This window comes from Pseudonocardia sp. Ae331_Ps2 (assembly GCF_001932405.1).
Taxonomy (GTDB): Bacteria; Actinomycetota; Actinomycetes; order Mycobacteriales; family Pseudonocardiaceae; genus Pseudonocardia.
This window is the reverse complement of record NZ_MCIM01000001.1, coordinates 1,342,149-1,367,135: the sequence shown is the minus strand read 5'-3', so window position 1 is coordinate 1,367,135 and position 24,987 is coordinate 1,342,149. Positions and strand designations below refer to the sequence as shown.

At 71.8% G+C, this 24,987-nt stretch carries 24 protein-coding genes and 1 pseudogene; 19 read left to right on the top strand and 6 right to left on the bottom strand.

Annotated elements, in window-relative coordinates:
- The first annotated feature begins 48 nt into the window (after positions 1-48).
- The 5 genes from Ae331Ps2_RS06415 to Ae331Ps2_RS06395 are packed head-to-tail and all read left to right on the top strand — an operon-like array spanning position 49 to position 3,917.
- The gene (locus Ae331Ps2_RS06415) at positions 49-804 is read left to right on the top strand and encodes a cysteine hydrolase family protein (protein ID WP_170917007.1); all 756 of its coding nucleotides are present in this window, start codon (positions 49-51) and stop codon (positions 802-804) included.
- The gene (locus Ae331Ps2_RS06410) at positions 801-1,478 is read left to right on the top strand and encodes a cysteine hydrolase family protein (protein WP_075310114.1); all 678 of its coding nucleotides are present in this window, start codon (positions 801-803) and stop codon (positions 1,476-1,478) included. Before Ae331Ps2_RS06415 ends, Ae331Ps2_RS06410 begins: the two co-directional genes overlap by 4 nt.
- Positions 1,475-3,145, top strand: a complete 1,671-nt coding sequence (locus Ae331Ps2_RS06405) for a regulator (RefSeq protein WP_075310116.1) — start codon at positions 1,475-1,477, stop codon at positions 3,143-3,145. The genes Ae331Ps2_RS06410 and Ae331Ps2_RS06405 overlap by 4 nt, the downstream gene beginning before the upstream one ends.
- Positions 3,142-3,546, top strand: coding sequence for an AtzH-like domain-containing protein (locus tag Ae331Ps2_RS06400; RefSeq protein ID WP_075310118.1), 405 nt, complete (start codon positions 3,142-3,144; stop codon positions 3,544-3,546). Before Ae331Ps2_RS06405 ends, Ae331Ps2_RS06400 begins: the two co-directional genes overlap by 4 nt.
- A complete protein-coding gene (locus Ae331Ps2_RS06395) occupies positions 3,540-3,917 on the top strand; it encodes a hypothetical protein (RefSeq protein ID WP_075310120.1) in 378 nt (125 codons plus the stop codon). The genes Ae331Ps2_RS06400 and Ae331Ps2_RS06395 overlap by 7 nt, the downstream gene beginning before the upstream one ends.
- A gap of 48 nt (positions 3,918-3,965) precedes the next feature.
- On the opposite strand, the gene Ae331Ps2_RS06390 is transcribed toward Ae331Ps2_RS06395, so the two are convergent.
- Genes Ae331Ps2_RS06390 through Ae331Ps2_RS06375 form a run of 4 tightly spaced genes read right to left on the bottom strand, consistent with a single transcriptional unit; the run spans position 3,966 to position 7,483 of the window.
- Positions 3,966-4,982: an LLM class F420-dependent oxidoreductase gene (locus Ae331Ps2_RS06390; protein WP_075310122.1), complete on the bottom strand. Its 1,017-nt coding sequence runs from the start codon at positions 4,980-4,982 to the stop codon at positions 3,966-3,968.
- The gene (locus tag Ae331Ps2_RS06385) at positions 4,979-6,253 is read right to left on the bottom strand and encodes a cytochrome P450 (protein WP_075310124.1); all 1,275 of its coding nucleotides are present in this window, start codon (positions 6,251-6,253) and stop codon (positions 4,979-4,981) included. Before Ae331Ps2_RS06385 ends, Ae331Ps2_RS06390 begins: the two co-directional genes overlap by 4 nt.
- A gap of 37 nt (positions 6,254-6,290) precedes the next feature.
- Positions 6,291-7,070 carry a coniferyl-alcohol dehydrogenase gene (locus Ae331Ps2_RS06380; RefSeq protein WP_075310126.1) on the bottom strand — a complete coding sequence of 260 codons (780 nt, stop codon included), beginning with the start codon at positions 7,068-7,070 and terminating at the stop codon, positions 6,291-6,293.
- On the bottom strand, positions 7,067-7,483 hold the full coding sequence (locus Ae331Ps2_RS06375) for an SCP2 sterol-binding domain-containing protein (RefSeq protein WP_020625180.1): 417 nt from the start codon (positions 7,481-7,483) through the stop codon (positions 7,067-7,069). The genes Ae331Ps2_RS06380 and Ae331Ps2_RS06375 overlap by 4 nt, the downstream gene beginning before the upstream one ends.
- 405 nt (positions 7,484-7,888) lie before the next feature.
- Here Ae331Ps2_RS06375 and Ae331Ps2_RS06370 point away from each other — a divergent pair, with 405 nt between their 5' ends.
- The 14 genes and pseudogenes from Ae331Ps2_RS06370 (at position 7,889) to rplL (ending at position 22,219) form a co-directional block, all read left to right on the top strand.
- Positions 7,889-8,467, top strand: coding sequence for a TetR/AcrR family transcriptional regulator (locus Ae331Ps2_RS06370; RefSeq protein WP_020625179.1), 579 nt, complete (start codon positions 7,889-7,891; stop codon positions 8,465-8,467).
- A 308-nt stretch (positions 8,468-8,775) separates the two neighbouring features.
- Complete coding sequence (locus Ae331Ps2_RS06365; protein ID WP_075310128.1) at positions 8,776-9,888, top strand: ABC transporter ATP-binding protein; 1,113 nt, start codon at positions 8,776-8,778, stop codon at positions 9,886-9,888.
- Positions 9,885-10,658, top strand: coding sequence for an ABC transporter permease (locus tag Ae331Ps2_RS06360; protein ID WP_020622220.1), 774 nt, complete (start codon positions 9,885-9,887; stop codon positions 10,656-10,658). The genes Ae331Ps2_RS06365 and Ae331Ps2_RS06360 overlap by 4 nt, the downstream gene beginning before the upstream one ends.
- Entirely contained in the window at positions 10,658-11,500 is an 843-nt protein-coding gene (locus tag Ae331Ps2_RS06355; RefSeq protein WP_020622221.1) for an ABC transporter permease, read from the top strand. Before Ae331Ps2_RS06360 ends, Ae331Ps2_RS06355 begins: the two co-directional genes overlap by 1 nt.
- A complete protein-coding gene (locus tag Ae331Ps2_RS06350; protein WP_075310130.1) occupies positions 11,497-12,948 on the top strand; it encodes an MCE family protein in 1,452 nt (483 codons plus the stop codon). Before Ae331Ps2_RS06355 ends, Ae331Ps2_RS06350 begins: the two co-directional genes overlap by 4 nt.
- Before the next feature lie 11 nt (positions 12,949-12,959).
- Positions 12,960-13,949, top strand: a pseudogene (locus Ae331Ps2_RS06345) (MCE family protein); the annotation flags it as partial.
- A gap of 245 nt (positions 13,950-14,194) precedes the next feature.
- Complete coding sequence (locus Ae331Ps2_RS06340) at positions 14,195-15,160, top strand: MCE family protein (protein WP_075310132.1); 966 nt, start codon at positions 14,195-14,197, stop codon at positions 15,158-15,160.
- Complete coding sequence (locus tag Ae331Ps2_RS06335; RefSeq protein ID WP_020622225.1) at positions 15,160-16,554, top strand: MCE family protein; 1,395 nt, start codon at positions 15,160-15,162, stop codon at positions 16,552-16,554. The genes Ae331Ps2_RS06340 and Ae331Ps2_RS06335 overlap by 1 nt, the downstream gene beginning before the upstream one ends.
- Entirely contained in the window at positions 16,551-17,870 is a 1,320-nt protein-coding gene (locus tag Ae331Ps2_RS06330; protein ID WP_075310134.1) for an MCE family protein, read from the top strand. The genes Ae331Ps2_RS06335 and Ae331Ps2_RS06330 overlap by 4 nt, the downstream gene beginning before the upstream one ends.
- Positions 17,867-19,162, top strand: a complete 1,296-nt coding sequence (locus Ae331Ps2_RS06325) for an MCE family protein (protein WP_075310136.1) — start codon at positions 17,867-17,869, stop codon at positions 19,160-19,162. The genes Ae331Ps2_RS06330 and Ae331Ps2_RS06325 overlap by 4 nt, the downstream gene beginning before the upstream one ends.
- A 190-nt stretch (positions 19,163-19,352) precedes the next feature.
- Entirely contained in the window at positions 19,353-20,000 is a 648-nt protein-coding gene (locus Ae331Ps2_RS06320; RefSeq protein WP_083695288.1) for a hypothetical protein, read from the top strand.
- Positions 20,001-20,079: 79 nt separating this feature from the next.
- Entirely contained in the window at positions 20,080-20,901 is an 822-nt protein-coding gene (locus Ae331Ps2_RS06315) for a nuclear transport factor 2 family protein (protein WP_075310138.1), read from the top strand.
- 321 nt (positions 20,902-21,222) lie between these two features.
- Positions 21,223-21,789, top strand: a complete 567-nt coding sequence (rplJ, locus tag Ae331Ps2_RS06310; RefSeq protein WP_020622230.1) for a 50S ribosomal protein L10 — start codon at positions 21,223-21,225, stop codon at positions 21,787-21,789.
- A 40-nt stretch (positions 21,790-21,829) separates the two neighbouring features.
- Positions 21,830-22,219 (top strand): 50S ribosomal protein L7/L12, encoded by a 390-nt coding sequence (rplL, locus tag Ae331Ps2_RS06305; RefSeq protein WP_020622231.1) that lies wholly within the window; start codon positions 21,830-21,832, stop codon positions 22,217-22,219.
- 66 nt (positions 22,220-22,285) lie between these two features.
- On the opposite strand, the gene Ae331Ps2_RS06300 is transcribed toward rplL, so the two are convergent.
- Both Ae331Ps2_RS06300 and Ae331Ps2_RS06295 read right to left on the bottom strand, forming a co-directional pair.
- The gene (locus tag Ae331Ps2_RS06300; RefSeq protein WP_075310140.1) at positions 22,286-23,953 is read right to left on the bottom strand and encodes an AMP-binding protein; all 1,668 of its coding nucleotides are present in this window, start codon (positions 23,951-23,953) and stop codon (positions 22,286-22,288) included.
- A complete protein-coding gene (locus Ae331Ps2_RS06295) occupies positions 23,953-24,924 on the bottom strand; it encodes a cyclase family protein (RefSeq protein WP_075310142.1) in 972 nt (323 codons plus the stop codon). Before Ae331Ps2_RS06295 ends, Ae331Ps2_RS06300 begins: the two co-directional genes overlap by 1 nt.
- Between the last annotated feature and the right edge of the window lie 63 nt (positions 24,925-24,987).

The window sequence follows — 24,987 nt, the reverse complement described above, 5'->3', positions numbered from 1 at the left end:
CCGTGCCCGTCCTCTCTGCCCGCACCGACCACCGGAACCGGAGGCGCCATGACGACCGACGCACTCGACACCGCACCCGACCCCGCACTCGACGCCGCGACCCGCACCGCCACCATCGGGCCGGTCGCGGCCCGTCCCTACCCCTGGCCCTACGACGGCACCGTCCCCGCCGCCCGCACCGCGCTGATCTGCATCGACTGGCAGGTCGACTTCTGCGGGCCCGGCGGCTACGTCGACCGCATGGGCTACGACATCGGGCTCACCCGACAGGGCCTCGCCCCGACCGCCCGGCTGCTGGCGCACGCCCGCGAGACCGGGATGCTCGTCGTCCACACCCGGGAGGGACACGCCGCGGACCTGTCCGACCTGCCCGCGAACAAGCGCTGGCGGTCGCGGCGGATCGGGGCGGAGATCGGCAGCCCCGGACCGGCCGGGCGGATCCTCGTCCGCGGCGAACCCGGCTGGGAGATCGTGCCGGAGGTCGCCCCGGTGCCCGGCGAGGTGCTGATCGACAAGCCCGGCAAGGGCGCGTTCTACGCCACGCAGCTCGACCTGGTCCTCCGCTCCAACGGGATCACCCACATCCTGCTGACCGGCATCACCACCGACGTCTGCGTGCACACCACCATGCGCGAGGCGAACGACCGCGGCTACGAGTGCCTGATCCTCGCCGACTGCACCGGCGCCACCGACCCCGCCAACCACGACGCCGCCCTGCACATGGTGACCATGCAGGGCGGGGTGTTCGGCGCCGTCGGGTCGTCCGACGCCGTCGTCGGGGCGACCACCTGGAGTGACTCGTGATCTCGGTCGACGCCGACCCCGGCACCTTCGCCTTCGACCCCGCGACCACCGCCCTGCTGATCATCGACATGCAGCGGGACTTCTGCGAGCCCGGGGGCTTCGGCGAGACCCTGGGCAACGACGTGTCGTTGCTGCGCAGCGTCATCCCGCCGCTGCAGGAGGTACTGCGCACCGTCCGCGCGCTGGGCATGACCGTGATCCACACCCGCGAGGGCCACGTCCCGGACCTCAGCGACTGCCCGCCCGCCAAGCTCAACCGCGGCGAGCCGAGCCTGCGCATCGGCGACCCGGGGCCCAAGGGCCGCATCCTGGTCCGCGGCGAGTACGGCCACGACATCATCGACGAGCTGAGGCCCGAGTCCGGCGAGCTCGTGATCGACAAACCCGGCAAGGGCTCGTTCCACGGCACCACCTTCGGCGCCGAGCTGCGGTCCCGCGGCATCACCAGCCTGATCGTGGCCGGCGTGACCACCGAGGTCTGCGTGCACACGACCGTCCGGGAGGCCAACGACCGCGGCTACGAGTGCCTCGTGCTCTCGGACTGCACCGGCTCCTACTTCCCCGAGTTCCACCGCGTCGCACTGGAGATGGTGGCCGCCCAGGGCGGCATCTTCGGCTGGGTCGCGCCCTCGTCCGCACTGCTCACCGCACTGACCAGGGAGGCCGTGGCATGACCACGACGGATACCGCACCCCAGCCGATGAGGCTCTCCTGGTGGGTCGCGGGGGACACCAACGCGTTCTTCGGGCTCGGGTTCAACACGCTGGTCAACGTGTTGACCCTGACCGGGCTGTGCATCGGGGTGGTGAACATCCCCGGCGCCGAGGTGTTCGGGGTGATCCTCCCGGCGCTCGGCGTCCAGCTGCTGATCGGCAACGTCTACTACACCTACCTCGCCCGTCGACTGGCGCACCGCGAGGGCCGCACGGACGTCTGCGCCATGCCCTACGGCCCGTCCGTGCCGCACATGTTCATCGTCGTCTTCGTGATCATGCTGCCGATCGCGCTGGCCACGGGGAACCCGCTCACCGCCTGGGCGGCCGGTCTCGCCTGGTCGTTCATCATCGGGTTGATCGTGCTGCTCGGCGCGTTCGTCGGTCCGTGGATCCGGCGGTTCACCCCGCAGGCCGCGATGCTCGGCACGCTCGCGGGCGTCTCGATCGCGTTCATCTCGATGCGCCCGGCCGCGCAGATGTTCGAGGCCCTGTGGATCGCGCTGCCGGTCATGGTGATCATCCTGATCGGGTTCTTCACCGACCTGAAGCTGCCCGGGAACATCCCGGTGGGGCTGGCAGCGCTGCTCGTCGGCACCGCGATCGGCTGGGTCGGCGGGTACATGTCGGTGCCCGACGTCGTCTCCGCCGCCGGCGACGTCGCGATCAGCCTCCCGACCGTCGACCTCGCCCGGCTCGGTGCCGGGCTCGCCGACGTCGCCCCGCTGCTCGCCACGGCGATCCCGCTGGGCATCTACAACTTCACCGAGGGCATGACGAACATCGAGTCCGCGGCCGTCGCGGGCGACGAGTACAACATGCGCGCGGTGCTCGCCGCGGACGGCGCCGGCGCCGTCGTCGGTGCCGCGATGGGCTGCCCGTTCCCGCCCGCGGTCTACATCGGACACCCGGGTTGGAAGGCGGCCGGCGGCCGGACGACGTACTCGCTGGCGTCCGGGGTGTTCATCTCCCTGATGTGCTTCCTCGGGCTGTTCTCGCTGCTCGGAGCGTTGCTGCCGACCCCGGCGATCGTGCCGATCCTGCTCTACATCGGCCTGCTGATCGGGGCCCAGGCGTTCCAGGAGACCCCGCGCCGCCACGCCGTCGCCGTCGTCATCGCGATCGTCCCGAACATCGCGGCCTGGGCCACCGGGCTGATGAACAACGCGCTGTCGGCCGCGGGGACGACCGCGGCCCGGGTCGGGGAGGAGGCCCTCGCCGGGGCCGGGCTGGTCTACCACGGCACCGTGCTGCTCGGCGGTGGCGCGATCCTCGCCGGTCTGGTGCTCGGCTCGATCACCGCGTTCGTCATCGACAAGAACTTCTTCGCCGCGGCCGCGTACTCCGCCACCGGGGCGGTGCTCGGGTTCGTCGGGCTGATGCACGCCGAGGCCGTCGGCTGGAACGTGGGCGGGCAGATCGCGCTCGGCTACCTGTTCGCCGCGATCGTGCTGGCCGCGTTCGGGTGGGGCACCCGACGTGGCGCCACCGCCCGGCAGGCCGTCGCGCCGGAGCCCGCCGCCGCGCCGGTCGCCCCGGCGGAGCCGCAGCCGGCTCGGCCGGCCGCGGCTCCGGCCACGACCGAGGGGCCCGACGCCGTCGGCGGACCCCGCCCGGCCACGGCATGACCCGCGGCACGGTCACCACGGCCGACGAGCTGGACCGGCCCGACGTCGTCGCGCAGGTGCGGGCTGCGTTCGACCGGTACGAGCGGGCGCTGCGCGACGCCGACGTCGCCGTCCTCACCGAGCTGTTCTGGGACGACGACCGCTGCGTCCGCTTCGGCGTCGCCGACCGCCAGCAGGGCGGCGCCCAGATCGCCGCGTGGCGCCGGGTGAACCCCGGGGTCCCGGCCGGGCGGACGCTGTCCGGCACGACGGTCCTCGCCCTCGGGAGCGACGCGGCCGTCGTCAGCACACGGTTCGGCTACCCGGACGGCGCGCGGGAGGGCCGGCAGACCCAGACCTGGGCGCGGCTCGGCGGCGCCTGGCGGATCGTGGCAGCACACGTCTCGGAGGTGCCGTGCTGACCGGGGGATTCGCGGTCGTCGCCGCGCACCGGCGGGGCCAGCCGCTGCACCACGAGCTGCTCGCCCTCGGGGCCCGGTTCCGGGCGGTGCGGGTGACCGCGCCGGAGTACCGGCTGCTCGCCCTCGACGGCGACGTCCCGCGCGGCGGGCTGCTCCGGGTCGGCGCGGGCGGCGCGGCGATCGAGGTGGAGGTGTTCGACCTGCCCGCCGCGGCCGCCGCGGGCCTGGTGCTGCCCGCGCCGCTCGCGCCGGGCCGGGTCCTGCTCGACGACGGCGATCCGGTCGCCGGGATCGTGTGCACGACGGCGACGCCCGGGGCCCGGGACGTCACCGAGCACGGCAGCTGGCCCGCCTACCTCGCGGCACGGTGATCCGGGGCCGTCCCACCGCATCCGTGCGGGTGGGACGGCCCCGGGGCCTCAGCCGACCAGGTCGCGGATCGTGCGCAGGTGGTCGGGTGCGCCGTCCACGACCATCGTCGTGATCAGCGAGTCGCGGAACACCGGCAGCTCCTCGGCGATCTTCGCCGTCGGACCGACGAGTGCCACCTGCTCGACCATCGAGGTCGGGACGGCCTTCGCGGCCGCGTCCTTGTCGCCGGCGAGGTAGAGCTCCTGGATGCGGGCGCACTCCTGCTCGTAGCCCATGCGGGCGAAGACCTCGTAGTGGAAGTTCGCACCCCTGGCGCCCATCCCGCCGACGTAGAGCGCGAGGAACGGGCGGATCCGGTCCGCGGCAGCCTCGACGTCGTCGTCGACGACGACCTGCACCATGCAGACGACCTCGAAGCCGTCCGGGCGCCCGCCGCGGGCGGCGAACCCGGCGTCGAGGGACTCGCGGTAGTGCGCGTCGTTCCGGGGTGCGTAGAACAGCGGCTGCCAGCCGTCGGCGATCTCGGCGGCCAGCGCGACGTTCTTCGGGCCCTCGGCGGCGAGCAGGATCGGCAGGTCGGTCCGGTACGGGTGCAGCGTCGAGCGCAGCGGCTTGCCCAGCCCGGTGCCGCCCGGGTACGGGATCGGGTGGTGCGGGCCGTCGGAGAGCACCTTCTCCCGCGCGATCGCGGCGCGCAGGATCCGGACGTACTCCCGGGTGCGCGCGAGCGGCTTCGGGTACGGCTGCCCGTACCAGCCCTCGACGACCTGTGGCCCGGACGCGCCGATGCCCAGCACCATCCGGCCGCCGGAGAGGTGGTCCAGCGTCATGGCGGCCATCGCCGTCGCGGTCGGGGTGCGCGCGGACATCTGCACGACCGAGGTGCCCAGGCGCATCCGCGTGGTGCGGGAGCCGAGCCAGGACAGCGGGGTGAACGCGTCCGAGCCGTACGCCTCGGCCGTCCACATCGAGTCGAAGCCGAGGTCCTCGGCGGCGTCGACCTTCTCCACCGTTCCGGGCGGCGGCCCGGCGCCCCAGTAGCCCAGCGCCAGGCCGAGCTTCACGACGCCGTCCCGAACGTCACCGGTAGCCGCTTGATGCCGTTGATGAAGTTCCCGGTCAGGAACTCCGGCTCGCCCACCGACAGGTCCGGGACCCGGGTGAGGAGCTGGTGGAACAGCGCGCGCAGCTGGGTCTTGGCCAGGTGGTGGCCCAGGCAGAAGTGCGGGCCGCCGCCGCCGAAGCCGACGTGCGGGTTCTCGGCGCGGGTGATGTCGAAGACGTGCGGGTCGGTGAACACGGACTCGTCACGGTTGCCGGAGTGGTAGAAGAGCACGACCCGCTCGCCCTCGGCGATCCGCTGCCCGCGGATCTCGGTGTCGCGGGTCGCGGTGCGCCGGAAGGTCAGCACCGGGCTGGCCCAGCGGACGAACTCCTCGACGGCGGGCTTGATCCGGTCGTCGAACTCCTCGGTCAGCAGCCGCTTCTGGTCCGGGTTGCGGTCCAGCGCGAGGATGGCGTGGCTGGAGGTCTGCCGGGTGGTGTCGTTGCCCGCGACGCACAGCAGCACGAAGAACGCCGCGATCTCCTCGTCGGTGAGCGCGTCGCCGTCGACCTCGGCCTGCACCAGGGCGGTCATCAGGTCGTCGGCGGGGTCCTCGCGCCGCAGCGCCGACAGCTCGAACGACGCGGTGTGCAGCGTCATCAGCCCGTTGAGCAGCACCGCCATCGGGTCGCCGTCGCCGATGTAGTCCGGGTCGTTCCAGCCGACCATGGCGTTGGCGGCGTCGGCGACCTCCTGCCGCCTCTCCGGCGGGATGCCGATCATCTGCGAGATCGTCCACATCGGCAGCCGCGCCGCGACCGCGGTCACGAAGTCCGCCGAGCCGTCACCGGCGAGCAGGTCGTCGACGATGAGCCGGGCCTGTTCGGCGATCTGCTCCTCGATCTGACGGACCCGGCGCGGGGTGAACACCGAGCTGATGACCTTGCGCTGGCGGTGGTGGCGCGGCGCGTCCATCGCGAGGATGGAGTGCGCGGCCTCCAGCATGTCCTCGGGCACGTCCTCCAGCATCACGCCGCCGTACTGCTGGCCGGAGGCGAAGGTCTCGGCGTCGCGGCTGACGGCCTGGATGTCGGCGTGGGTGACCAGCGCCCAGAACCCGGGGGCGTCGGGGTCGGGCAGCAGGTCGGTCTCGGCCGGCGGGTGCCAGGACAGCGGGCGCTCGCGGCGCAGCTCGGCGAACCGCTCCTCGCGGGCATCGGGGGTCTGGGCCCAGAACGCCTGGGTGGAGATGTCGAGCGGGTCGTACGGGCGCTTCTCCGTGGTGGTCACGGGATTGCCTCCTCGCGGTTGCGTCGTCGGAACCGGATCAGATCTCGGGTGGGGGGATCATGCCCGTCAACACGGCACCGCTGATGCCGCCGTCGGCGACGAGCGCGTGACCGTTGATCCAGGCGGACTCCGGACCGGCCAGGAACAGGACCGGGCCGGCGATGTCGGCGGGGGTGGCGTGCCTGCCGAGGAACGCGGCGAGCGCGTCGAGGTTCTCCTTGCCCATCGACTCCTCGAAGTCGCCGAGGATGGGGGTCTCGACCGGGCCGGGGCAGACGGCGTTCATCCGCACCCCGTTCTCGCCGAACACGGGGGCCATGAGCATCGTGTAGACGATCAGGGCCTCCTTGGAGAAGTTGTAGGCGTTGCCCGCCTGCGGATGCGCCGCGAACCAGGCGAGCCCCTCGTCGAGGGTGTCGGTGGCGAGCAGCTCACGCAGCGCCGCCAGCCGGTCGGCCCAGCCGTAGCCGGCGATGGAGGCGACGTTCACGATCGCGCCACCCGGGCGGATCCGTTCGACGGCCGACTCGGTCAGGTGACGGAGCCCGAGCAGGTTCACCCGCAGCACGAGCTCGGCCGGCGCGGTGCCGGGCACTCCCGCCACGTTGCACAGGGCGTCGAACTCCCCGTCGAGCGCGGCGACGGCGGAGTCGATCGACGCGACGTCGGACAGGTCGCAGTGCACGTGCCGCGCGACGCCGACGGGGGTGTCCTTCAGGTCCAGCGAGACGACCTCGTCGCCGGCATCGACGAACCGGCGCGCGACCTCGGCGCCGATCCCGGACGCGGCACCGGTCACCAGTACCCGGCGGCTCACTTGGTGACCAGGAGGTCCTCGCGGCCGTCGGCCTTGAGACGTTCGACGTAGGTGGGGAACAGGCGCTTGGACAACGGCGCGAGCTGCAGGAGCTTGGTGACCGTGCCCTCGACCTTCACCTTGCCCTTGGCCATGGCGAAGGTCAGGTTGACCGTGCCCTGCCAGTAGGCGTTCGCGGTCTCGGTGGACATGGTCATCGTGGCCTGCGGCTCGGGGGCGCCGGCGTCGGAGCCCTTCCAGACCTTGGCCCCGGGCAGGTCGATGATCAGCGCGGAGTCCGGGTCGGTGCACTGCTGACGCAGGACCAGGCCGGTGCTGCGGAGCTTCGGCGACAGCTCGGGGTCCGCCAGCGCGGTCTCGAAGATGCCGCCGATGTAGCGGTACAGCTCGTCCTCGTCGGTGAATCCGGGCACGGTTCCTCCACGTCGTCGTGAGTGTGCGTCGTTGCCACCGGAACGTAACGTAGATTACGTTACTGGGGAAGTACTCCGACTCGGAGGACGCGGAGGTCGACGCGGACGTGGCCGTGGACGCGTCGACGACGGTGGTCGACGACCCGACGGTCCCCGTGCCGGTGTCCCGCGGGCCTTCCGGGGGAGTGGGGCGCAGCCGCTCCGCCGCCCGCCACGGTCGTTCGGGACCGACGCCGTCCCGCCCCGGCGGGCAGCGCCGGGTCGGCCGGTCCGGCTCTGCTCCGGGTTCCGTCCGCCCGACGCGTGACGCGCGGACCGGACGCCCGCCGCGCAGGATCTCCTGATCGGACGCGCGTCCGGCGTGGCACCCTGGTGGGCCGGCACGGGTGGTGGAGAGGGGGCGGGGTGGCCAGGAGGACGGGTCGGCAGATCGCTGCCGAGCAGTACTACGACGCCGCGATGTCGATCCTCGCGCGCGAGGGCGCGGCCGGGCTGAAGATCGGCCCGCTGTGCCGGTCCCTCGGCGTGACCAGCGGATCGTTCTACCACCACTTCGGCGGCTGGGCGGGCTTCGTTCGCGGGCTGCTGCGCTACTGGGAGGCCGAGCAGACCGACCGGATCGTCGAGCTGGCCCGGGCGACCGCGGACCCGGTCGAGCGGATCGACGTGGTCAAGCAGCTCACGGTGGCCCTGCGACACGACGCCGAGGCCGCGATCCGGGCGTGGGCCCAGATCGACCCGGAGGTCGGTCGTGCCCAGGCGCGCGTGGACGTGCAGCGCAGGATCGCGCTGGAACAGGTGGTGGCCGAGGTGGTGCCCGACCCGGACGACGCCCGCAGGCTCGCCGTCTTCGGCATCTCGCTGATGGCCGGGTACCAGCAGACCTGCGACCCCCGCGACCGCGATCTCCTGCGTGCCCTGTTCGACGACTACCAGCGCCTCATCCTGTCGTACGCCCCGCACGTGACGCCGCCGATCGGGTGATCCTCTGTGCGGGTGGGGCGGTGGTGGCCGAACCGGCCGACCGCGCCCATTCAGGCCGTTCGGACCAGCCCTGCTACCCGACCGGGAGCACTGTTACCCACGGTCCGCAACAATCTGCGGTGATCTGTAACCCTCGGTAACCGTAACGTAGACTACGGTACGGTGACTGATCGGCGACCCCGCCGACCCGCAAGTAACCCCTGACGCGCAGACTCGTTGTGCCGTTCAGCACCGACGACTGGCCCCCGCTCCCCAGCGTTCCCGGGCCCCGGTGCGGTTCGTCGGTCTATTGCGCGAGGAGGCGACACGTGACCGGTGTCGAGGTGAAGGTCGAGGGACTGACGAAGTCCTTCGGTCGGGCCAACATCTGGTCGGACGTGAGCCTGACCCTGCCCGCGGGCGAGGTGTCGGTGTTGCTCGGGCCGTCGGGTACCGGCAAGTCGGTGTTCCTGAAGTCGCTGATCGGGCTGCTGAAGCCCGAGCGGGGATCGATCGTCATCGAGGGTGTGGATCTGTGCAAGTGCTCGGAGTCGGAGCTGTACGAGATCCGGAAGCTGTTCGGGGTGTTGTTCCAGGACGGTGCGTTGTTCGGGTCGATGAACTTGTTCGACAACATCGCGTTCCCGTTGCGGGAGCACACGCGCAAGTCGGAGTCGGCGATCCGGGACATCGTCATGGAGAAGATCGACATGGTCGGTCTGGTGGGTGCGGAGGGGAAGCTGCCGGGGGAGATCTCGGGTGGTATGCGCAAGCGTGCGGGGTTGGCGCGGGCGTTGGTGTTGGATCCGAAGATCATTTTGTTCGATGAGCCGGACTCGGGTCTGGATCCGGTGCGTACGGCGTATCTGAACCAGTTGATCATCGATTTGAACGCGATGACGGATTCGACGTTCCTGATCGTGACCCATGACATCAACTCGGCGCAGACGGTGCCGGACAACATCGGTCTGCTGTATCGCAAGCATCTGGCGATGTTCGGTCCGCGGGAGGTGTTGTTGACCTCGGACGAGCCGGTGGTGGCGCAGTTCCTGAACGGGCGTCGTGAGGGTCCGATCGGGATGTCGGAGGAGAAGGACGCTGCGCAGGCTGCCCGGGAGATGGAGGAGGCGGGTGAGCTGGAGGGTCGTCCGCCGATGAAGCCGCAGTTGGTGGCTTCGACGGGGATGCCGGACCGGAAGGCGGTGCACCGTCGCCGGGAGCGGGTCGAGGCGATGCTGCACGAGCTGCCGCAGTCGGCGCAGGAGGCGATCCGCGAGCAGCACGCCGAGACCGACGCGACCTCCCGGTTCGCCCGCCCCGCGCAGGACGGGAGCACGATCTCCGAGGCCCGCGACGAGCACCCGACCGACATCCACCCGCGGATCACCGACGACACCCCCGACCCCCGTGGCCGGCACCAGCTCTCCGGCGGTGACCGATGACCAGTCCCGTCACCCGGGCGCTCACCCCGGTCGGCAAGTTCTTCGGCCTGTTCGCCGAGATCGGCCGCCAGGGACTGCGCCGGCCGTTCCAGTGGCGTGAGCTCGTCGAGCAGACCTGGTTCGTCACCAAGGTCTCCGCGCTGCCGACCGCGCTGTTCACCATCCCCTTCGGTGCGACGATCGCGCTGCTGCTCGGTGAGCTGACCCGCCAGTTCGGCGCCCAGTCCCAGACCGGCGCCGGCGCGGTCCTCGCGATCGTCCAGCAGGCCGCACCGATCGTCACCGCACTGCTGATCTCCGGTGCCGGCGGCTCCGCCGTGTGCGCCGACCTCGGTGCGCGGACCATCCGCGAGGAGATCGCGGCGATGGAGGTGCTCGGCATCTCGCCGATCCAGCGCCTCGTCGTCCCGCGGGTGCTCGCCATGGGCATCACCGCGGTCGTCCTGAACGGCCTCGCGACCTGCGTCGGCGTCGCGGGCGGGTACTTCTTCAACGTCATCATCCAGGGCGGCTCGCCCGGCGCCTACATCTCCAGCTTCTCGGCGATCGCGCAGGTCAGCGACATCGTCGTGTCCGAGCTGAAGGCGTTCCTGTTCGGCATCGTCGCCGGCGTCGTCGCCGCGTTCCGCGGGCTGAACCCGCCGCCCGGTGCGAAGGGGGTCGGTGACGCGGTGAACCAGGCCGTCGTCATCTCCTTCGTCCTCGTCTTCCTCATCAACCTCGTGCTCACCGCCCTGTACCTCGAGCTCGTCCCGCCGAAGGGCTTCTGATGGTTACCCGACTCGGAGCGCGGACCCGCCGGGCCGCCCAGGCGCCGCTCAACCAGCTGGAGGAGCTGGGCGACCAGCTCTCGCTCTACATCCGGTCCATCCTCTGGATCCCGAAGACGCTGACCCGCTACAAGAAGGAGGTCGCCCGGCTGCTCGCCGAGGTCTCCTTCGGGTCCGGCGCGCTGATCGTCATCCTCGGCACCGTCGGTGTGATGGCGTCGCTGTCGCTGTTCGTCGGCTCGCTGGTCGGCCTGCAGGGCTTCCGGGCCCTGGACGCCCTCGGCGTCGAGGCGCTGACCGGCTTCATCACCGCCTACTTCAACACCCGCTCGATCGCCCCGCTGGTCGCCGCCTCGGCACTGACCGCGACCCTCGGCGCGGGGTTCACCGCCCAGCTCGGTGCGATGCGGATCTCCGAGGAGATCGACGCCCTCGAGGTCATGGCCGTGCCCTCGGTGCCCTACCTGGTCACCACCCGGGTGGTCGCCGGCATCGTCGCGATCATCCCGATCTACACGCTCGGCCTGCTCGCCAGCTACGCCGCGTCGCGGATCAACGTGACGCTGCTCAACGGTCTGCCGGGTGGCACGTACGACCACTACTTCGACCTGTTCCTGCCGGTCAGTGACGTACTGCTGTCGTATCTCAAAGTGATCGTGTTCGCGACGGTGATCATCCTGATCCACTGCCACTACGGCTACTCCGCCAAGGGCGGCCCGGCCGGCGTCGGCGTCGCGGTGGGCCGGGCGGTGCGGCTGTCGATCGTCAGCACCGCGGTGCTCGACTTCTTCCTCACCCTGGTCATGTTCGGCACCTCCACCTCGGTGCGGGTGGCCGGATGAGGTCCACCAAGCGCGTGCTGCAGGGCCTGGCCTTCGTCACGGTCATCGTCGTCCTGCTCGGCCTCGCCGTCGCCCAGTACGCCGGGGTGTTCTCCTCCGGCGTCCCGGTCACGCTCAACGTCGCGCGGGTCGGCACCCAGATGCAGGAGCGCTCCGACGTCAAGATCAACGGTCTGATCGTGGGGCAGGTCGACAAGGTCGTCTCGGACGGCACGACCACCAGCATCGACATGTCGATGGACCCGCAGTACCTCGACGAGATCCCGGAGAACGTCACCGCGCAGCTGCTGCCGAAGACGCTGTTCGGCGAGAAGTTCGTCTCGCTCGTCCCGCCGGCCGCGCCCTCGACCACCCGCCTCGCCGCGGGTGACGTCATCCCCGAGGACCGCAGCCAGGCCGCTCTGGAGGTCGAGCGGGTGCTCGACGATCTCCTGCCGCTGCTCCAGACCGTCCGCCCGCAGGACCTCGCGACCACCCTCGGCGCGCTGTCCCAGGCGCTGCAGGGCCGCGGCAACCAGCTCGGCGAGACCCTCACCCAGCTCAACACGCTGGTCGAGGGCCTCAACCCGGCCGTGCCCGACCTGCAGGAGGACATCCGCCAGCTGGCGACGTTCTCCGACAACCTGAACCAGGCGGCGCCGGACCTGCTCGACGCGCTCGACAACCTGACGGTCACCAGCCGCACGATCGTCGAGAAGCGCGAGGGGCTGCGGAACCTCTACCGCTCCATCACCGGCGCGTCGGACGACCTGCGGGCCTTCCTCGACGCCAACGGCGAGAACATCATCGGGCTGTCGGCGGCCAGCCGGCCGACGCTGGAGACGCTCGAGCGCTACTCGCCCGAGTTCCCCTGCCTGACCCGCCAGCTCGTCGAGCTGATCCCGAAGATCAACAACGCGATCCGGCCGGGCACCGACCGGGTGGGCATCAACATCACCCTCGAGATCGTCTCGAGCAAGGGCAAGTACCTGCCCAACCAGGACGAGCCCCGCTACGGCGACGACCGCGGGCCGCGCTGCTACCCGATCCCGTCGCCGGCCGGCACCCAGTACCCGCCGGACGGCCCGTTCCGCGACGGCTCCGTCCCCGGCCCGGCCCCGGCCGGGCAGCCGATGGGCAACCCCGAGGACTTCGGGACCGACACCTTCGGCACCTACGACGGCACGAACAGCTTCGGCCTGATCCAGGACCAGAGCGCGCAGAACGGTGCGGGCGTGCTGCCCCCGCTGACCAGCGCGCTCGGCCAGGCCGGCATCCAGCCGTCGTCCTACGACGGGGCGCACCAGAGCGGCTCGGTCGACATGGGCGTCGCGAACTCCACCGGTGAGCAGCAGGTCGTCGCCCAGCTGCTGGCCGCCCACCAGGGCGGTTCCCCGCAGGCCGTCCCGGCCTGGAGCACGACCTTGGTCGGCCCGCTCCTGCGCGGCACGGAGGTGACGCTGACGTGAGCAGGCTCCCGATCTCGGCGCTGGTCAAGTTCCTGGTCTTCGCGCTGATCACGGCACTGGGCACCACGATGCTCGGCCTGACCATCGCGAACGCCCGCGGTGGCCAGGTCACCGAGTACACCGCCCGGTTCACCGACGCGACCGGCCTGCTGGCCGGCGACGACGTCCGCATCGCCGGCGTCGTCGTCGGGTCGATCAAGGACGTCCGCATCGTCGACCAGCGGGTCGCCGAGGTGGCGTTCGACGTCGACTCGTCCACCCCGCTGCCGGCGACGGTCAGCGCGACCCTGAAGTACAAGAACCTCATCGGCCAGCGGTACATGGCGCTGGACCAGGGCGCGGGCCCGACCGGGGAGGACCTCCCCCCGGGCGGCCAGATCCCGATCGAGCGGACCCGGCCCGCGGTCAACCTGACCGTGCTGTTCAACGGCTTCCAGCCGCTGTTCCAGGGCCTCGACCCGGATCAGATCAACAAGCTGTCGATGGAGATCGTCCAGGTCCTGCAGGGCGAGGGCGGCACGGTGCAGAGCCTGCTCGCCTCGACGTCGTCGCTGACCAACTCGATCGCCGACCGCGACCAGGTCATCGGTCAGGTCATCGACAACCTGAACCTGACCCTCGACACCGTCAACCGCAACGACGAGGGCCTCAACGAGCTGATCAGCTCGCTGCAGGCGCTGGTGTCCGGACTCGCCCAGGACCGCGAGCCCATCGGCAACGCGATCCAGTCCATCGGCGAGCTGACCCAGGTCACCGGGTCGTTCCTGGAGGACGCCCGCCCGCCGCTGCGCGACGACATCCGCAACCTCGGCGATCTGGCGACCCAGCTCGACCAGGGACGCCCCACGATCGAGCGGTTCCTGCAGTACACGCCGTTCAAGCTGAACCGGATCGCCCGCGTCGGCTCCTACGGCAGCTGGTTCAACTTCTACCTCTGCGGCCTCGACGGCCAGATCGGCATCTCGCCGATCCTGCCGCCGACCTCACTGGAGGACCTGGGCATCGGCCCGATCCGCAACCCCGAGCGGCGCTGTGGCCCGGACCCGTCCGGGATCGGGGCGGGCAACACCGCCCCGACCGACGGCTCGCAGCCCGGCGACCAGCCGGACAACCGGGCCCAGAACAACCCGTTGATGCGTGAGCCGACCACCGAGTCGGTCGGCGGCCTGCTGGGCCAGGCGGCAGGCCGCGGCCCGGTCGACTCCAGCAGCGACCCGACAGCAGCGCTGCAGCCGGGAGGCAACTGATGGCACAGGCAGGGCAGAAGCGCCCCGTCCTGACGGCGGTGATCGGAATCGTGCTGATCGCGGCGCTGACACTGGCTGCGTTCAACTACGAGGCGATCTTCTCCGGGGCCACCCGCTACACCGCGGAGTTCCCCGAGGCGGCGGGCCTGCAGGCCAACGACCGTGTCACCGTGGCCGGCGTCGAGGCGGGCCGGGTGCAGAAGGTCTCCCTCGACGGCGACCACGTGAACGTCGAGTTCACCGTCGACGACGCCTGGGTCGGCAACCGGACCACGGCGTCGATCGAGATCGCGACGCTGCTCGGCTCCAAGTTCCTCGCCCTCGACCCGCGCGGCGACGGCGAGCAGAACCCCGACGAGCCGATCGGCCGGGACCGGACGAAGTCCCCGTTCGACGTCGTGGACGCCTTCAACGGCCTCTCCGGCACGATCGACCAGCTCGACACCACGCAGCTCGCGTCGAGCCTGACCACGCTCTCGGACACCTTCCGCGACACCCCGCCGGAGATCCGTGGGGCCCTGGACGGACTGTCCCGGCTGTCGAACACCATCTCCAGCCGCGACGGCGAGCTGAAGAAGCTGCTCGCCAACACCCGGCAGCTGTCGACCACGCTGGCCGACCGCCGCGGCGACGTCGTGAAGCTGGTCAACGACGGCAACCTGCTGCTCGGTGAGCTGCAGCGCCGCAAGGACGCGATCGCGAACCTGCTCGACGGCGTGCAGCGCCTGTCGATCCAGCTGCGCGGTCTCGTCGCCGACAACCAGGCGCAGCTGCGTCCGGCGCTGGAGACCCTCGACCGCGTGCAGGCGGTGCTCGAGGAGAACCGCGACAACCTCGGCGAGATCCTCGACAAGGAAGCGGTGTTCATCCGCGTGTTCGGCAACGCCCTCGGCAACGGCCGTTGGTTCGACAACTACCTGTGCGGCCTGCTGCCGCCGGTCGTGCCGCTCGGGGGTGACTGCTGATGGGGTCCTGGGCCAACGACCGGCGCCAGATCCAGCTCGGTGCCCTGATCGCCGTCGTCGCCGTCCTGGTGGCGAGCGCGATCTGGCTGATCACCTCCGGCGGGGGCCGCCAGATCACCGCCTACTTCACCAGTTCCGCCGCACTGTTCGAGGACAACGACGTGCGCGTGCTCGGCGTCCCGGTCGGCAAGGTCGACCGGATCACGCCCGAGGGCGACCGGGTGCGGGTCGACATGACCATCACCGACGACGAGGTGCGCCTGCCCGCCGACGTCAAGGCCGCCGTCGTCTCGCCGAGCCTGGTCACCGGCCGCTACGTGCAGCTGACCCCGGTGTGGACCGGCGGCCCCGAGTGGAACGGCGAGCCGATCCCGCTGGAGCGCACCGCGTTCCCGCTCGGCGTCGACGACCTCACCCGGACCGCCACCGAGCTCTCCCGGGCCCTCGGCCCGCAGGGGGCGAACAAGACCGGTGCGCTCAACGACGTCCTGGACGTCACCGCGAAGAACCTCGACGGCAACGGCCGGGCGCTCAACGACACCATCCGCAACCTCGGCGGACTCTCGGCGACCCTGAACGGCTCCAGCGGTGACCTGTTCGGCACCGTCACCGAGCTGCAGAAGTTCGTCGGGACGCTGCGAGAGAACGACCCCGGCATCCGCGAGCTCAACGGGAAGCTGGCCGACGTGACCGGCTTCCTCGCGAGCCAGCGCGGCGAGCTCGGCGGCGCGCTGAACCAGCTGTCCTACGCGCTCGGCGAGGTCGCGCACTTCGTGCAGGACAACCGGGCGACCCTGCGGTCGAACGTCGACAAGCTCGCGAGCGTGTCGCAGGAGGTCGTCGACCACCAGCGGGCGCTGTCCGAGATCGCCGACGTCGCCCCGGCGGCACTGAGCAACCTCACCAACATCTACAACGGTGCCTCGGAGACCCTGGACACCCGGGCCAACATCAACGAGCTGGCCTACCCGCTGCCGGTCGCGATCTGCGAGATCCTCCGCCGCGGCGCTGGCCAGCTCCCGGGTGGCCTCGACCAGCCCACGGCCGCCCTGTGCGACGGCCTCGCGCCGATCCTCGACGGCGCCGTGCCGCTGCCGACCCCGCAGCAGGTGCTCGAGCAGCTGCAGGCCGGCGGCTCCGGGGTCAACCCGGCCGTGCCGCAGCTGATGCGGGGCTCGCCGCTGTCGTTGACCGACCCGGGCTCCCAGCTGCGCGCCCCGGCCGACCCGCAGGCTCCCGCCCCCGCCGGGCAGCCCGCACCGGGTGCCACCAGCACCCCGGCCACCCCGGCGCCGTCGACCACGACGGCCCCGCAGGCCACTCCCACCCCGGTCCCCGAGACCGAGGAGCGCGGGGGCGGCGGACTGTTCGGCCTGTTCGGAGGTGGATCGTGATCGGCTCCAGCGGCCGCGTCGGCCGGGTGTCGGCGCTGCTGACGGCCGTGGCGCTGTTCGCGGGCGGCTGCGGCGCGGTGGACGGCGGCCTCCGGGGCATCCCGCTGCCCGGTGGCGCGAACCTGGGCGACGACCCGTACTCGGTGCAGATCGAGTTCGCCGACGTCGTCGACCTCGTCCCGCAGTCGATCGTGCGCGTCGGTGACGTGCCGGTCGGGGCGGTCGAGAAGGTCGCCGTCGAGCCGGGGTCGTGGAACGCGCTGGTCACCGTGTCGGTGAACCGCGACGTCAAGCTCCCGGCCAACGCGACCGCGCGGGTCCGCACGACCTCGCTGCTCGGCGAGAAGTTCGTCGAGCTCTCCCCGCCGACCGTCCCCGCCGAGGGCGACCTCGCCCAGAGCGGGAAGATCGGGCTGCAGGCCAGCGGGCGCGCGGCCGCGGTCGAGGAGGTCCTCGGGGCGCTGTCGCTGCTGCTCAACGGCGGCGGCGTGGCCCAGATCCGGACCATCTCCACCGAGCTCAACAACGCGCTGTCCGGGCGCGAGCCGCAGATCCGCGGTCTGCTGGACAACCTGAACCGGCTCGTCGGCTCGCTCGACAGCTCCAAGGACGACATCAACCGGGCGCTCGACGGGCTCAACCGCCTGTCCGCCACGCTCGCCGAGCGTCGCCCGCAGATCGAGAACGCCCTGCAGAACATCAGCCCCGGCCTGCGCGAGCTCGAGGCCCAGCGCACCCAGCTGGTCGGCATGCTGCAGGCGCTCGACCGGCTGTCCGGCGTCGCGACGAACGTGGTCAACCGGTCCCGCGACGACCTGCTCGCCGACCTGGAGGCGCTGCGCCCGGTGCTGCGCAACCTGGCCGACTCCGGCCAGAACCTGCCGGACTCGCTGCAGCTGCTGCTGTCGATCCCGTTCACCGACGCGGCCACCGACGCCGTCGCCGGCGACTACGCCAACCTGTACGCCAAGCTCGACCTGGACCTCGGGTCGATCCTGCGCAACATCCTCAACTCCAACCAGCTCGGGCTCCCACTCGACCCGACGCAGCTGGCCCAGCTGCCGCCCACCGCGCAGCTGCTGACACCGCTGCTCGGGGCGACGCCGCGGCAGCCGGACCCGGCGGTCCCGGGTGCGCCCGCGCTGCCGCTGCTGGGGCCCGAGCAGCCCACCACCGAGCCGGCGCCGCCCGCATCGGGTTCCGCGCCGGCCACCCCGGCGCCCTCGGCGACCCCGACCCCGACACCGAGCCCGACGCCGGAGCGGGGCTCCGGCGGCGGCGGCCTGCTCGGCGGACTCTTCGGAGGCGGATCGTGATCACCAAGACCGTCCGCTGGCAGCTGATCGCGCTGGTGCTCGTCACCGTCGTGGCGGTCGGCTACGGGGGCTTCCGCTACGCGGGTCTCGACCGCATCTTCGGTGCGACGACCTACCCGGTGACGGTGCAGCTCGCCGACTCCGGCGGGATCTTCACCGGTGCCGACGTCACCTACCGCGGCGTGAGCGTCGGCCGGGTCGGTCAGCTGTCGCTGACCGCCCGCGGCGTCGACGTCCAGCTGGACATCGACAACTCCGCGCCGTCCATCCCGGCCGACGCCCGGGCCGTCGTCGGGAACCTCTCGCCGATCGGTGAGCAGTACGTCGACCTCCAGCCGGTCGCCGACGGCGGTGAGGCGCTCGCCGCCGGCTCGGTGATCCCGCAGGACCGCACCCGGACCCCGATCCAGATCAACACCTTCCTGACCGAGCTGGACCAGCTCGTCTCGACGGTGCCGAAGGACTCGTTGCAGACCGTCGTCCGCGAGCTCGGCCAGGGCTTCGAGGGCACCGCGCAGCCGCTGCAGCAGCTGCTCGACACCACCGGGGAGTTCAGCAGGGCCGCCACGGACGCGCTGCCGCAGACGACCGCGCTGATCCGCGACTCCCGCCCGGTGCTCACCACGCAGAACGAGGTGGCGCCGCAGTTCCAGGAGTTCAGCCGGGGCCTGCGCGAGGTCACCGAGCAGCTCAAGCAGTCCGACCCGGACCTGCGTCGGATCATCGACGACGGCCCGCGCCTCGGCGACCAGGTCAGCGGCCTCCTCCGGGAGAGCGGCCCCGGGCTCGGCGAGTCGATCGCGAACCTGCGGACGGTGACCGAGCTGCTGGCCCCGCGTCAGGCGGGCCTGCGTCAGCTGCTCGTCACCTACCCCGGCCTGGTGTCGGTCGCGCCGAAGGTCGTGCCCGGCGACGGGACCGCGCACCTCGGCCTGGTCGTCAACATCGCCGACCCGCCGGTCTGCACCCGGGGCTACGAGGGCACGCCCAACCGCGGTGGCCTCGACGTCTCCGAGCGCCCGGTGAACGAGGACGCCCGCTGCGCCGAGCCCCCCGGCAGCCCCACCAACGTGCGCGGAATGCAGAATGTGCCCAGGCCCCAGCCGCTCGAGGTGCCGGACTACTCCGGCAACTCGGGGTTCGGCGGCCACGGTGACGGTCAGCACGGCGGCGGCGACCCCGCCGACGGGCCGGCCCCGCGGCCGAATGCCGGGTCGCTCGGCGACGACCGTGCCGAGCGGGTCGCGACGCCGGGCCTGGTGACGAGCTTCGCCCAGATCCTGGGCGGTTGAGCACGACGGTCGTGCCCCGTCCGGGGCGCGACCGGCACGACGGCCGGGCCACACCCGGGCCCGGCCGGCACGACGACCGCGGGGGACCGCCGTCCGCCGGACGACGCGGACCCCCACGGCCGGCCCACGGCCGCCCGGTGCGGTCGCCGAGCGGCTGTGCCCCCGCAGCCGGGAGGAGGAACGCTCCCCGATGAACACCGACGTTGCCGGCTCCGACGCCGACACGAAGGCCGACACGAAGGCCGACCCGAAGGCCGACACGACGGCGGACACCCCCGACGGTGCCGCGCCCGTGGAGCCTGCCACCGGCCGGGACGGCGGCCAGACCCCGCCTGGGCCGCTCGCCAGGGCGCTGCCCGTGGCCGCCGTCGTCGCGGCGGTGCTCGCGGTCGTGCTGGGCTGCCTGTGGCTGTTCGCGCTGAACAGCGACGCCACCCAGGTCGCGCAGGCCCGCGACGCTGCACTCCGTGACGCCCGCCAGGCGGTGATCAACCTGAACACCCTGGACCACAAGGACGCCCAGAAGGGACTGGACCTGTGGATCCAGTCCTCGGCCGGGTCGGTCCGCGACGAGTTCGTGTCCAACCGCGACGCCTACGCCAAGCTGGTCACCGACCAGAAGCGCACCACCACCGCGACCGTCACCGACGCCGCGGTGACCGAGGTCGACCCGCGCGCCGGGACCGCCCGGGTGCTCGCCGGCGTCGACGTGAACGTCACGCCCGAGGGCGGTCAGCCCACCGTGACCCGCCAGCGCATCGAGCTCGGCATGGTCCGTACCGACGACGGCTGGAAGGTCGACGCCCTGGAGCCGCTTGTCACCCCGGGCACGGGCTGACCCTCCGGCCCGACCCCCGGCCCCCGGCGGTGCCCCGCGCCGCCCCGCACCCAGGTCGACCACCCCAGGAGGTCACCGCATGTCCACCCCCCGCCGCCGCCCCGCGGGCGGCATCCGCAGGCCCCAGGTCGCGGGCCGCCCGCGCACCCGCACCGACGAGCCCGACGAGGAGGAGACCGGCACCGGCGGTGTCGCCCTCGACGAGCGCTCCGGTGCCGCGGTCCCGTCCGCCGCACCGGTCCGCTCCGGCGACGCCGGGCGCACCGACGCATCCGACACCCCCGGCACGACCGACGCCTCCGACCCGGCCGACGCCGGCGACGCGGACGATGCCGGTGCGGCCGACGCCGACGGCGCCCCGCGCCGCCGGTCGTTGCTGTCCGCCCCGACGACCCGGTGCGCGACCGGGCTGTTGCTCGCCGTCACGGTGCTGCTCGTCGCGGCCGCCGCGTTCTTCGGCGCCGAGTGGTACCGCACGACCTTCACCGGCTCGGCGGCCAACACCGCGCTGAGCGACGTCGGCACCACCACGCAGGTCAGCGAGCAGGTCGGCGAGGCGATCACGAAGGTCTACTCGTTCGACTACGCCCGCCTCCAGCAGGCCGAGGACGATGCCCGCGCCGTCATCACCCCGGGCTTCCAGCCGGAGTTCGACAAGATCTTCGGCAGCGTGAAGGACCTCGCCCCGCAGCAGAAGGCCGTGGTCACCGCGACGATCCCGAAGCTCGCCGTGGCCAGCATCGACGGGGACCGCGCGACCGTCTACGCCTTCGTCAACCAGGTCATCCGGCGCCAGGCCGACGGCGGTGCCCCGCAGGAGGGGGCCGCCGCGGCCCGGCTGCGGGTCGACGCCCAGTTCGTCGACGGCCGCTGGAAGATCTCCGCGATGACGCCGGCCTGACCCGGCCCCCGCGCCCGCGACGGTGCCCCGTACCCCCGGTCGACGGGGGTGCGGGGCACCGGCGTATGGTGGTCCACGATCCACCGAAGACCGCAGGTCCGCGCCCGGGTTCCGGGTGCACGAAGGTTCCGGGAACAGCCGGACGGCCCGCGCAGGAGGACGAGGCGACACCGGGCGCGCGAGCGCCCCACGAACTTCCGACGCCCCGTGCTGCTGCGCACGGGGCGTTCGTCGTCTCCGGGGTCGGAGTGGGAACTGCGTCGGTGGCACCCCCAAGCACGTCCCACGTGCACGAGACCGACCCCCGAGAGGAGGGCAGCGATGGCAGCACCTGAGAAGGTCGCAGCGGTCGAGGAGATCACCAACCGCTTCCGCGAGTCGGACGCCTCGGTCGTGACCGAGTACCGCGGGCTCAGCGTCGCCAAGCTGACCCAGCTGCGCCGGGACCTGGGTTCGGACGCGAACTTCCGCGTCGCGAAGAACACCCTGGTCAAGCGCGCGGCGGCGGAGGCCGGGGTCCAGGGCCTGGACGACCTGCTCGCCGGCCCGACGGCCATCACCTTCATCAAGGGTGAGCCCGTCGAGGCCGCGAAGGCGATCAAGCAGTTCGCGAAGGACAACCCCGGTCTGACGATCAAGGGCGGGTACATGGACGGGCGCGCCCTGTCCACCGCCGAGGTCGAGCAGCTGGCGGACCTCGAGACCCGTGAGGTCCTGCTGGCCAAGCTGGCCGGCGCGATGAAGGCCAACCTGTCGAAGGCCGCCGGGCTGTTCAACGCCCCGGCCTCGCAGGTCGCCCGCCTCGCGCAGGCGCTGGCCGACAAGAAGGCCGAGTCCGGCGAGTCCGCCGCTCCGGCCGAGGCCGACGGCGACTCCGCCGAGAGCTGACCACCACCCCCATCTGTCTTTCGTAGAAAGGACCGCCACCATGGCGAAGCTGTCCACCGACGAGCTGCTCGACGCCTTCAAGGAGCTCACCCTGCTGGAGCTCTCGGACTTCGTGAAGAAGTTCGAGGACACCTTCGAGGTCACCGCGGCCGCCCCGGTCGCCGTCGCCGCCGCGGGTGCCCCCGCCGCCGGTGCCGCCCCCGCCGAGGAGGAGAAGGACGAGTTCGACGTCGTCCTCGAGGCCGCCGGTGACAAGAAGATCCAGGTCATCAAGGTCGTCCGCGAGGTCGTCTCGGGCCTGGGCCTGAAGGAGGCGAAGGACCTCGTCGAGTCCGCGCCGAAGCCGCTGCTCGAGGGTGTCGCCAAGGAGGCCGCCGAGGCCGCCAAGACGAAGCTCGAGGAGGCCGGCGCCAAGGTCTCGCTCAAGTGACCTGAGCACCGCTCGCACGACGGGGCGCCGACCCACCGGGTCGGCGCCCCGTCGTCGTTCCGGCGGTCAGGTCCGTTCGCGGGCCCGCAGCTCGCGACGCAGCACCTTGCCCGTGACAGTCTTGGGCACCTCGTCGAGCAGCTCCACCTGCCGCGGGTACTTGTAGGCCGCCATCCGCTCCCTGGTGAAGGAGATCAGCTCCTCCGGGGTGACCGAGGCACCCGCCCGCAGGGACACGAAGGCCTTCACCGTCTCGCCCCGGTACTCGTCGTCGACGCCGACCACCGCGGCCTCCCGCACCGCGGGGTGCTCGTAGAGGACGTCCTCCACCTCGCGCGGCCACACCTTGTAGCCGCCCGCGTTGATCTGGTCCTTCTTCCGGTCGACGATGTAGAACCAGCCGTCGGCGTCCATGTAGCCGACGTCCCCGGTACGGAGCTCTCCACCCGGGATCGCCCCCGCCGTCTCCTCGGGCTTGTTCCAGTAGCCCGCGACGACCTGCGGCCCGGACGTGCAGATCTCCCCGATCTCGCCGGGCGGGAGCTCCGCGCCGTCGTCGTCGAGGATGCGGACGACGGTGCCGTAGATCGGGACACCGACCGACAGCGCCCCGGACGCGGAGTCCACCGGCCCCTGGGTGCCGATCGGTGTGGCGTGCGACGGCGAGGTGGTCTCGGTCAGCCCGTAGATGTTGTGGATCCACAGCCCGAACGCCTCGTGGAACGCGGTGACCGTCGACGGCGGGATCGGCGCCCCGCCCGAGCAGATCGTGCGCAGCGACGCGAGCGCCTCCCGGTCGGCGTTCGGGGCGTTCATCAGTGCGATGAACACCGTGATCGCCCCGACGGTGAAGGTCGGGCGCTGCTCGCGGATCACGTCGATGCCGAGCGAGGGCTCGAACCGGTGGAACAGCACGAGCGGTGCCGCGAGGTACTGGGCCACCGTGACGTGCGCGATCAGCCCGGTGATGTGGAACAGCGGGGCGATGCCGAGGACGACCTCGTCGTCGCCGAGGCCGCACCAGGTGGCGTAGGCCTGGCTGGTGAAGACGACGTTGCCGTGGGTGTTCATCGCGCCCTTGGGAGGCCCGGTGGTCCCCGAGGTGTAGGTGAGGAACGCGGTGTCCCCGGCGCCGAACGACACCGGCGGGGGAGCGGTGCCCCGGTGCGCGTCCAGGAACGTGCCGAGGTCGGTGACGTCGTCGCCGGACAGGTCCGGCCGCGCCGTCTCGGGGAGGGCACGCGGGTCGTCGCGGGTCTGGAACTCGCGCTCGGAGGTGGTGAGCACGGTGCGCACGCCGGACAGCCCGGCCAGCACGGTCCGCGCGACGCCGTCGTGGAGCGACTCCAGGCAGACCAGCACCGACGACCCGGAGTCGCGCAGCAGCAGCTCCAGCTCGCGCTCGCGGTTCATCGGGTTGATCGACACCGCGATCCCGCCCGCCTTCCAGGTGCCGACCAGGCCCAGGACGAACTGCGGCACGTTCTGCAGGTACATCGCCACCCGCTCGCCCGCGGTGAACCCGCCGGCGAGCAGCCCGGCGGCGAAGGCGTCGCTGAGCTCGTCGAGCTCGCGGTAGGTGAGCGCGCCGTCGAAGTAGCGCAGCGCGTCGCCGTCGGGGTTGCGCGCCACCGCGGCCCCGAACATCGACAGCGCGTCGGTGTGGTCCGGGGTGATGTCGTGCGGCATGCCCTCGGCGTAGCGGGCCAGCCAGGGGCGGTCGGCGTAGGACATCAGCGGATCACGATCGGGTTGACCGGTGCCCCCGTGCCGTTGACGACCTTCAGCGGGGCGGCGGCGTAGAGGAAGCTCCACCGGCCGTCGGCGGCGCAGGCGTCGGCGAGGTCGTCGAGCCAGGCGATCTCGGTGAGGGCGACGCCGAGGTTGCGCATCAGCGCGCAGTGCAGCGGGAGCGCGACGCCGGTGTGTGGCTCGCTGGTCACCTCGTTGGCGATGGTGTCGGTGACGAGGTTCGGGATCTCCTTGCGCTGGAACCACTCCACGAGCTCGCGCGAGTAGGTGAGCCCCGGCTCGGTGAAGTCGGTGTAGAAGGTCGCCGGGTCGTTCAGCTCGTACCAGTACTTCATCCATCCGGTGCGGATGACGAGCACGTCGTGCGGCTCGATCGTGACGCCCTGCGCCCGTGCCGCGGCCTCGAGGTCGGTGTGGTCGAAGGTCTCGCCCTTGTCCAGCCACTCCTTGCCGCGGTGCCGGGCCATGTCGATGAGCACCCCCCGCCCGACGACGCCCTTCTCCGCGATGGGCAGCACCGACGCCTGGTCCATCGCCTCGACGGTGGAGCGCGCGTCGTAGCCGTTCCAGAGCTTGCCGTCGTACCAGACGTGGCCGAGCGCGTCGTACTGCGTGGAGCCCTGCAGGAAGATGAGCGCGGTGTCGTCGGCGTAGTGCAGCCCGCCGGGGAACTGCGGCGCGTCGGCCGAGTCCCAGGTGGCCTCGTCCATGACGTTCTGCCGCTTGATGCCCTCGCGGCCCGGCCACAGCGGGTCGCCCGGCGACTCGGTGCGTCCCATGTGGATCTGCAGGGTGAACACCTCGCCCGAGCGGACGTGCCGCACGCCGCGGAGGACCTCGCCCGCGTCCAGGTAGTTCAGGCAGCCGAGCTCGTCGTCGGGACCCCACTTGCCCCAGTTGCTGGGGGCGTCGTCGCCGAGGACCTCGCGCATGGGAGGAGTGCTGTCGGACATCGTCGTCCTTTCGTCGCCGTCGGCCGTCACCGACCTGTGACCGATCGTTGGCGTCCCGACGAC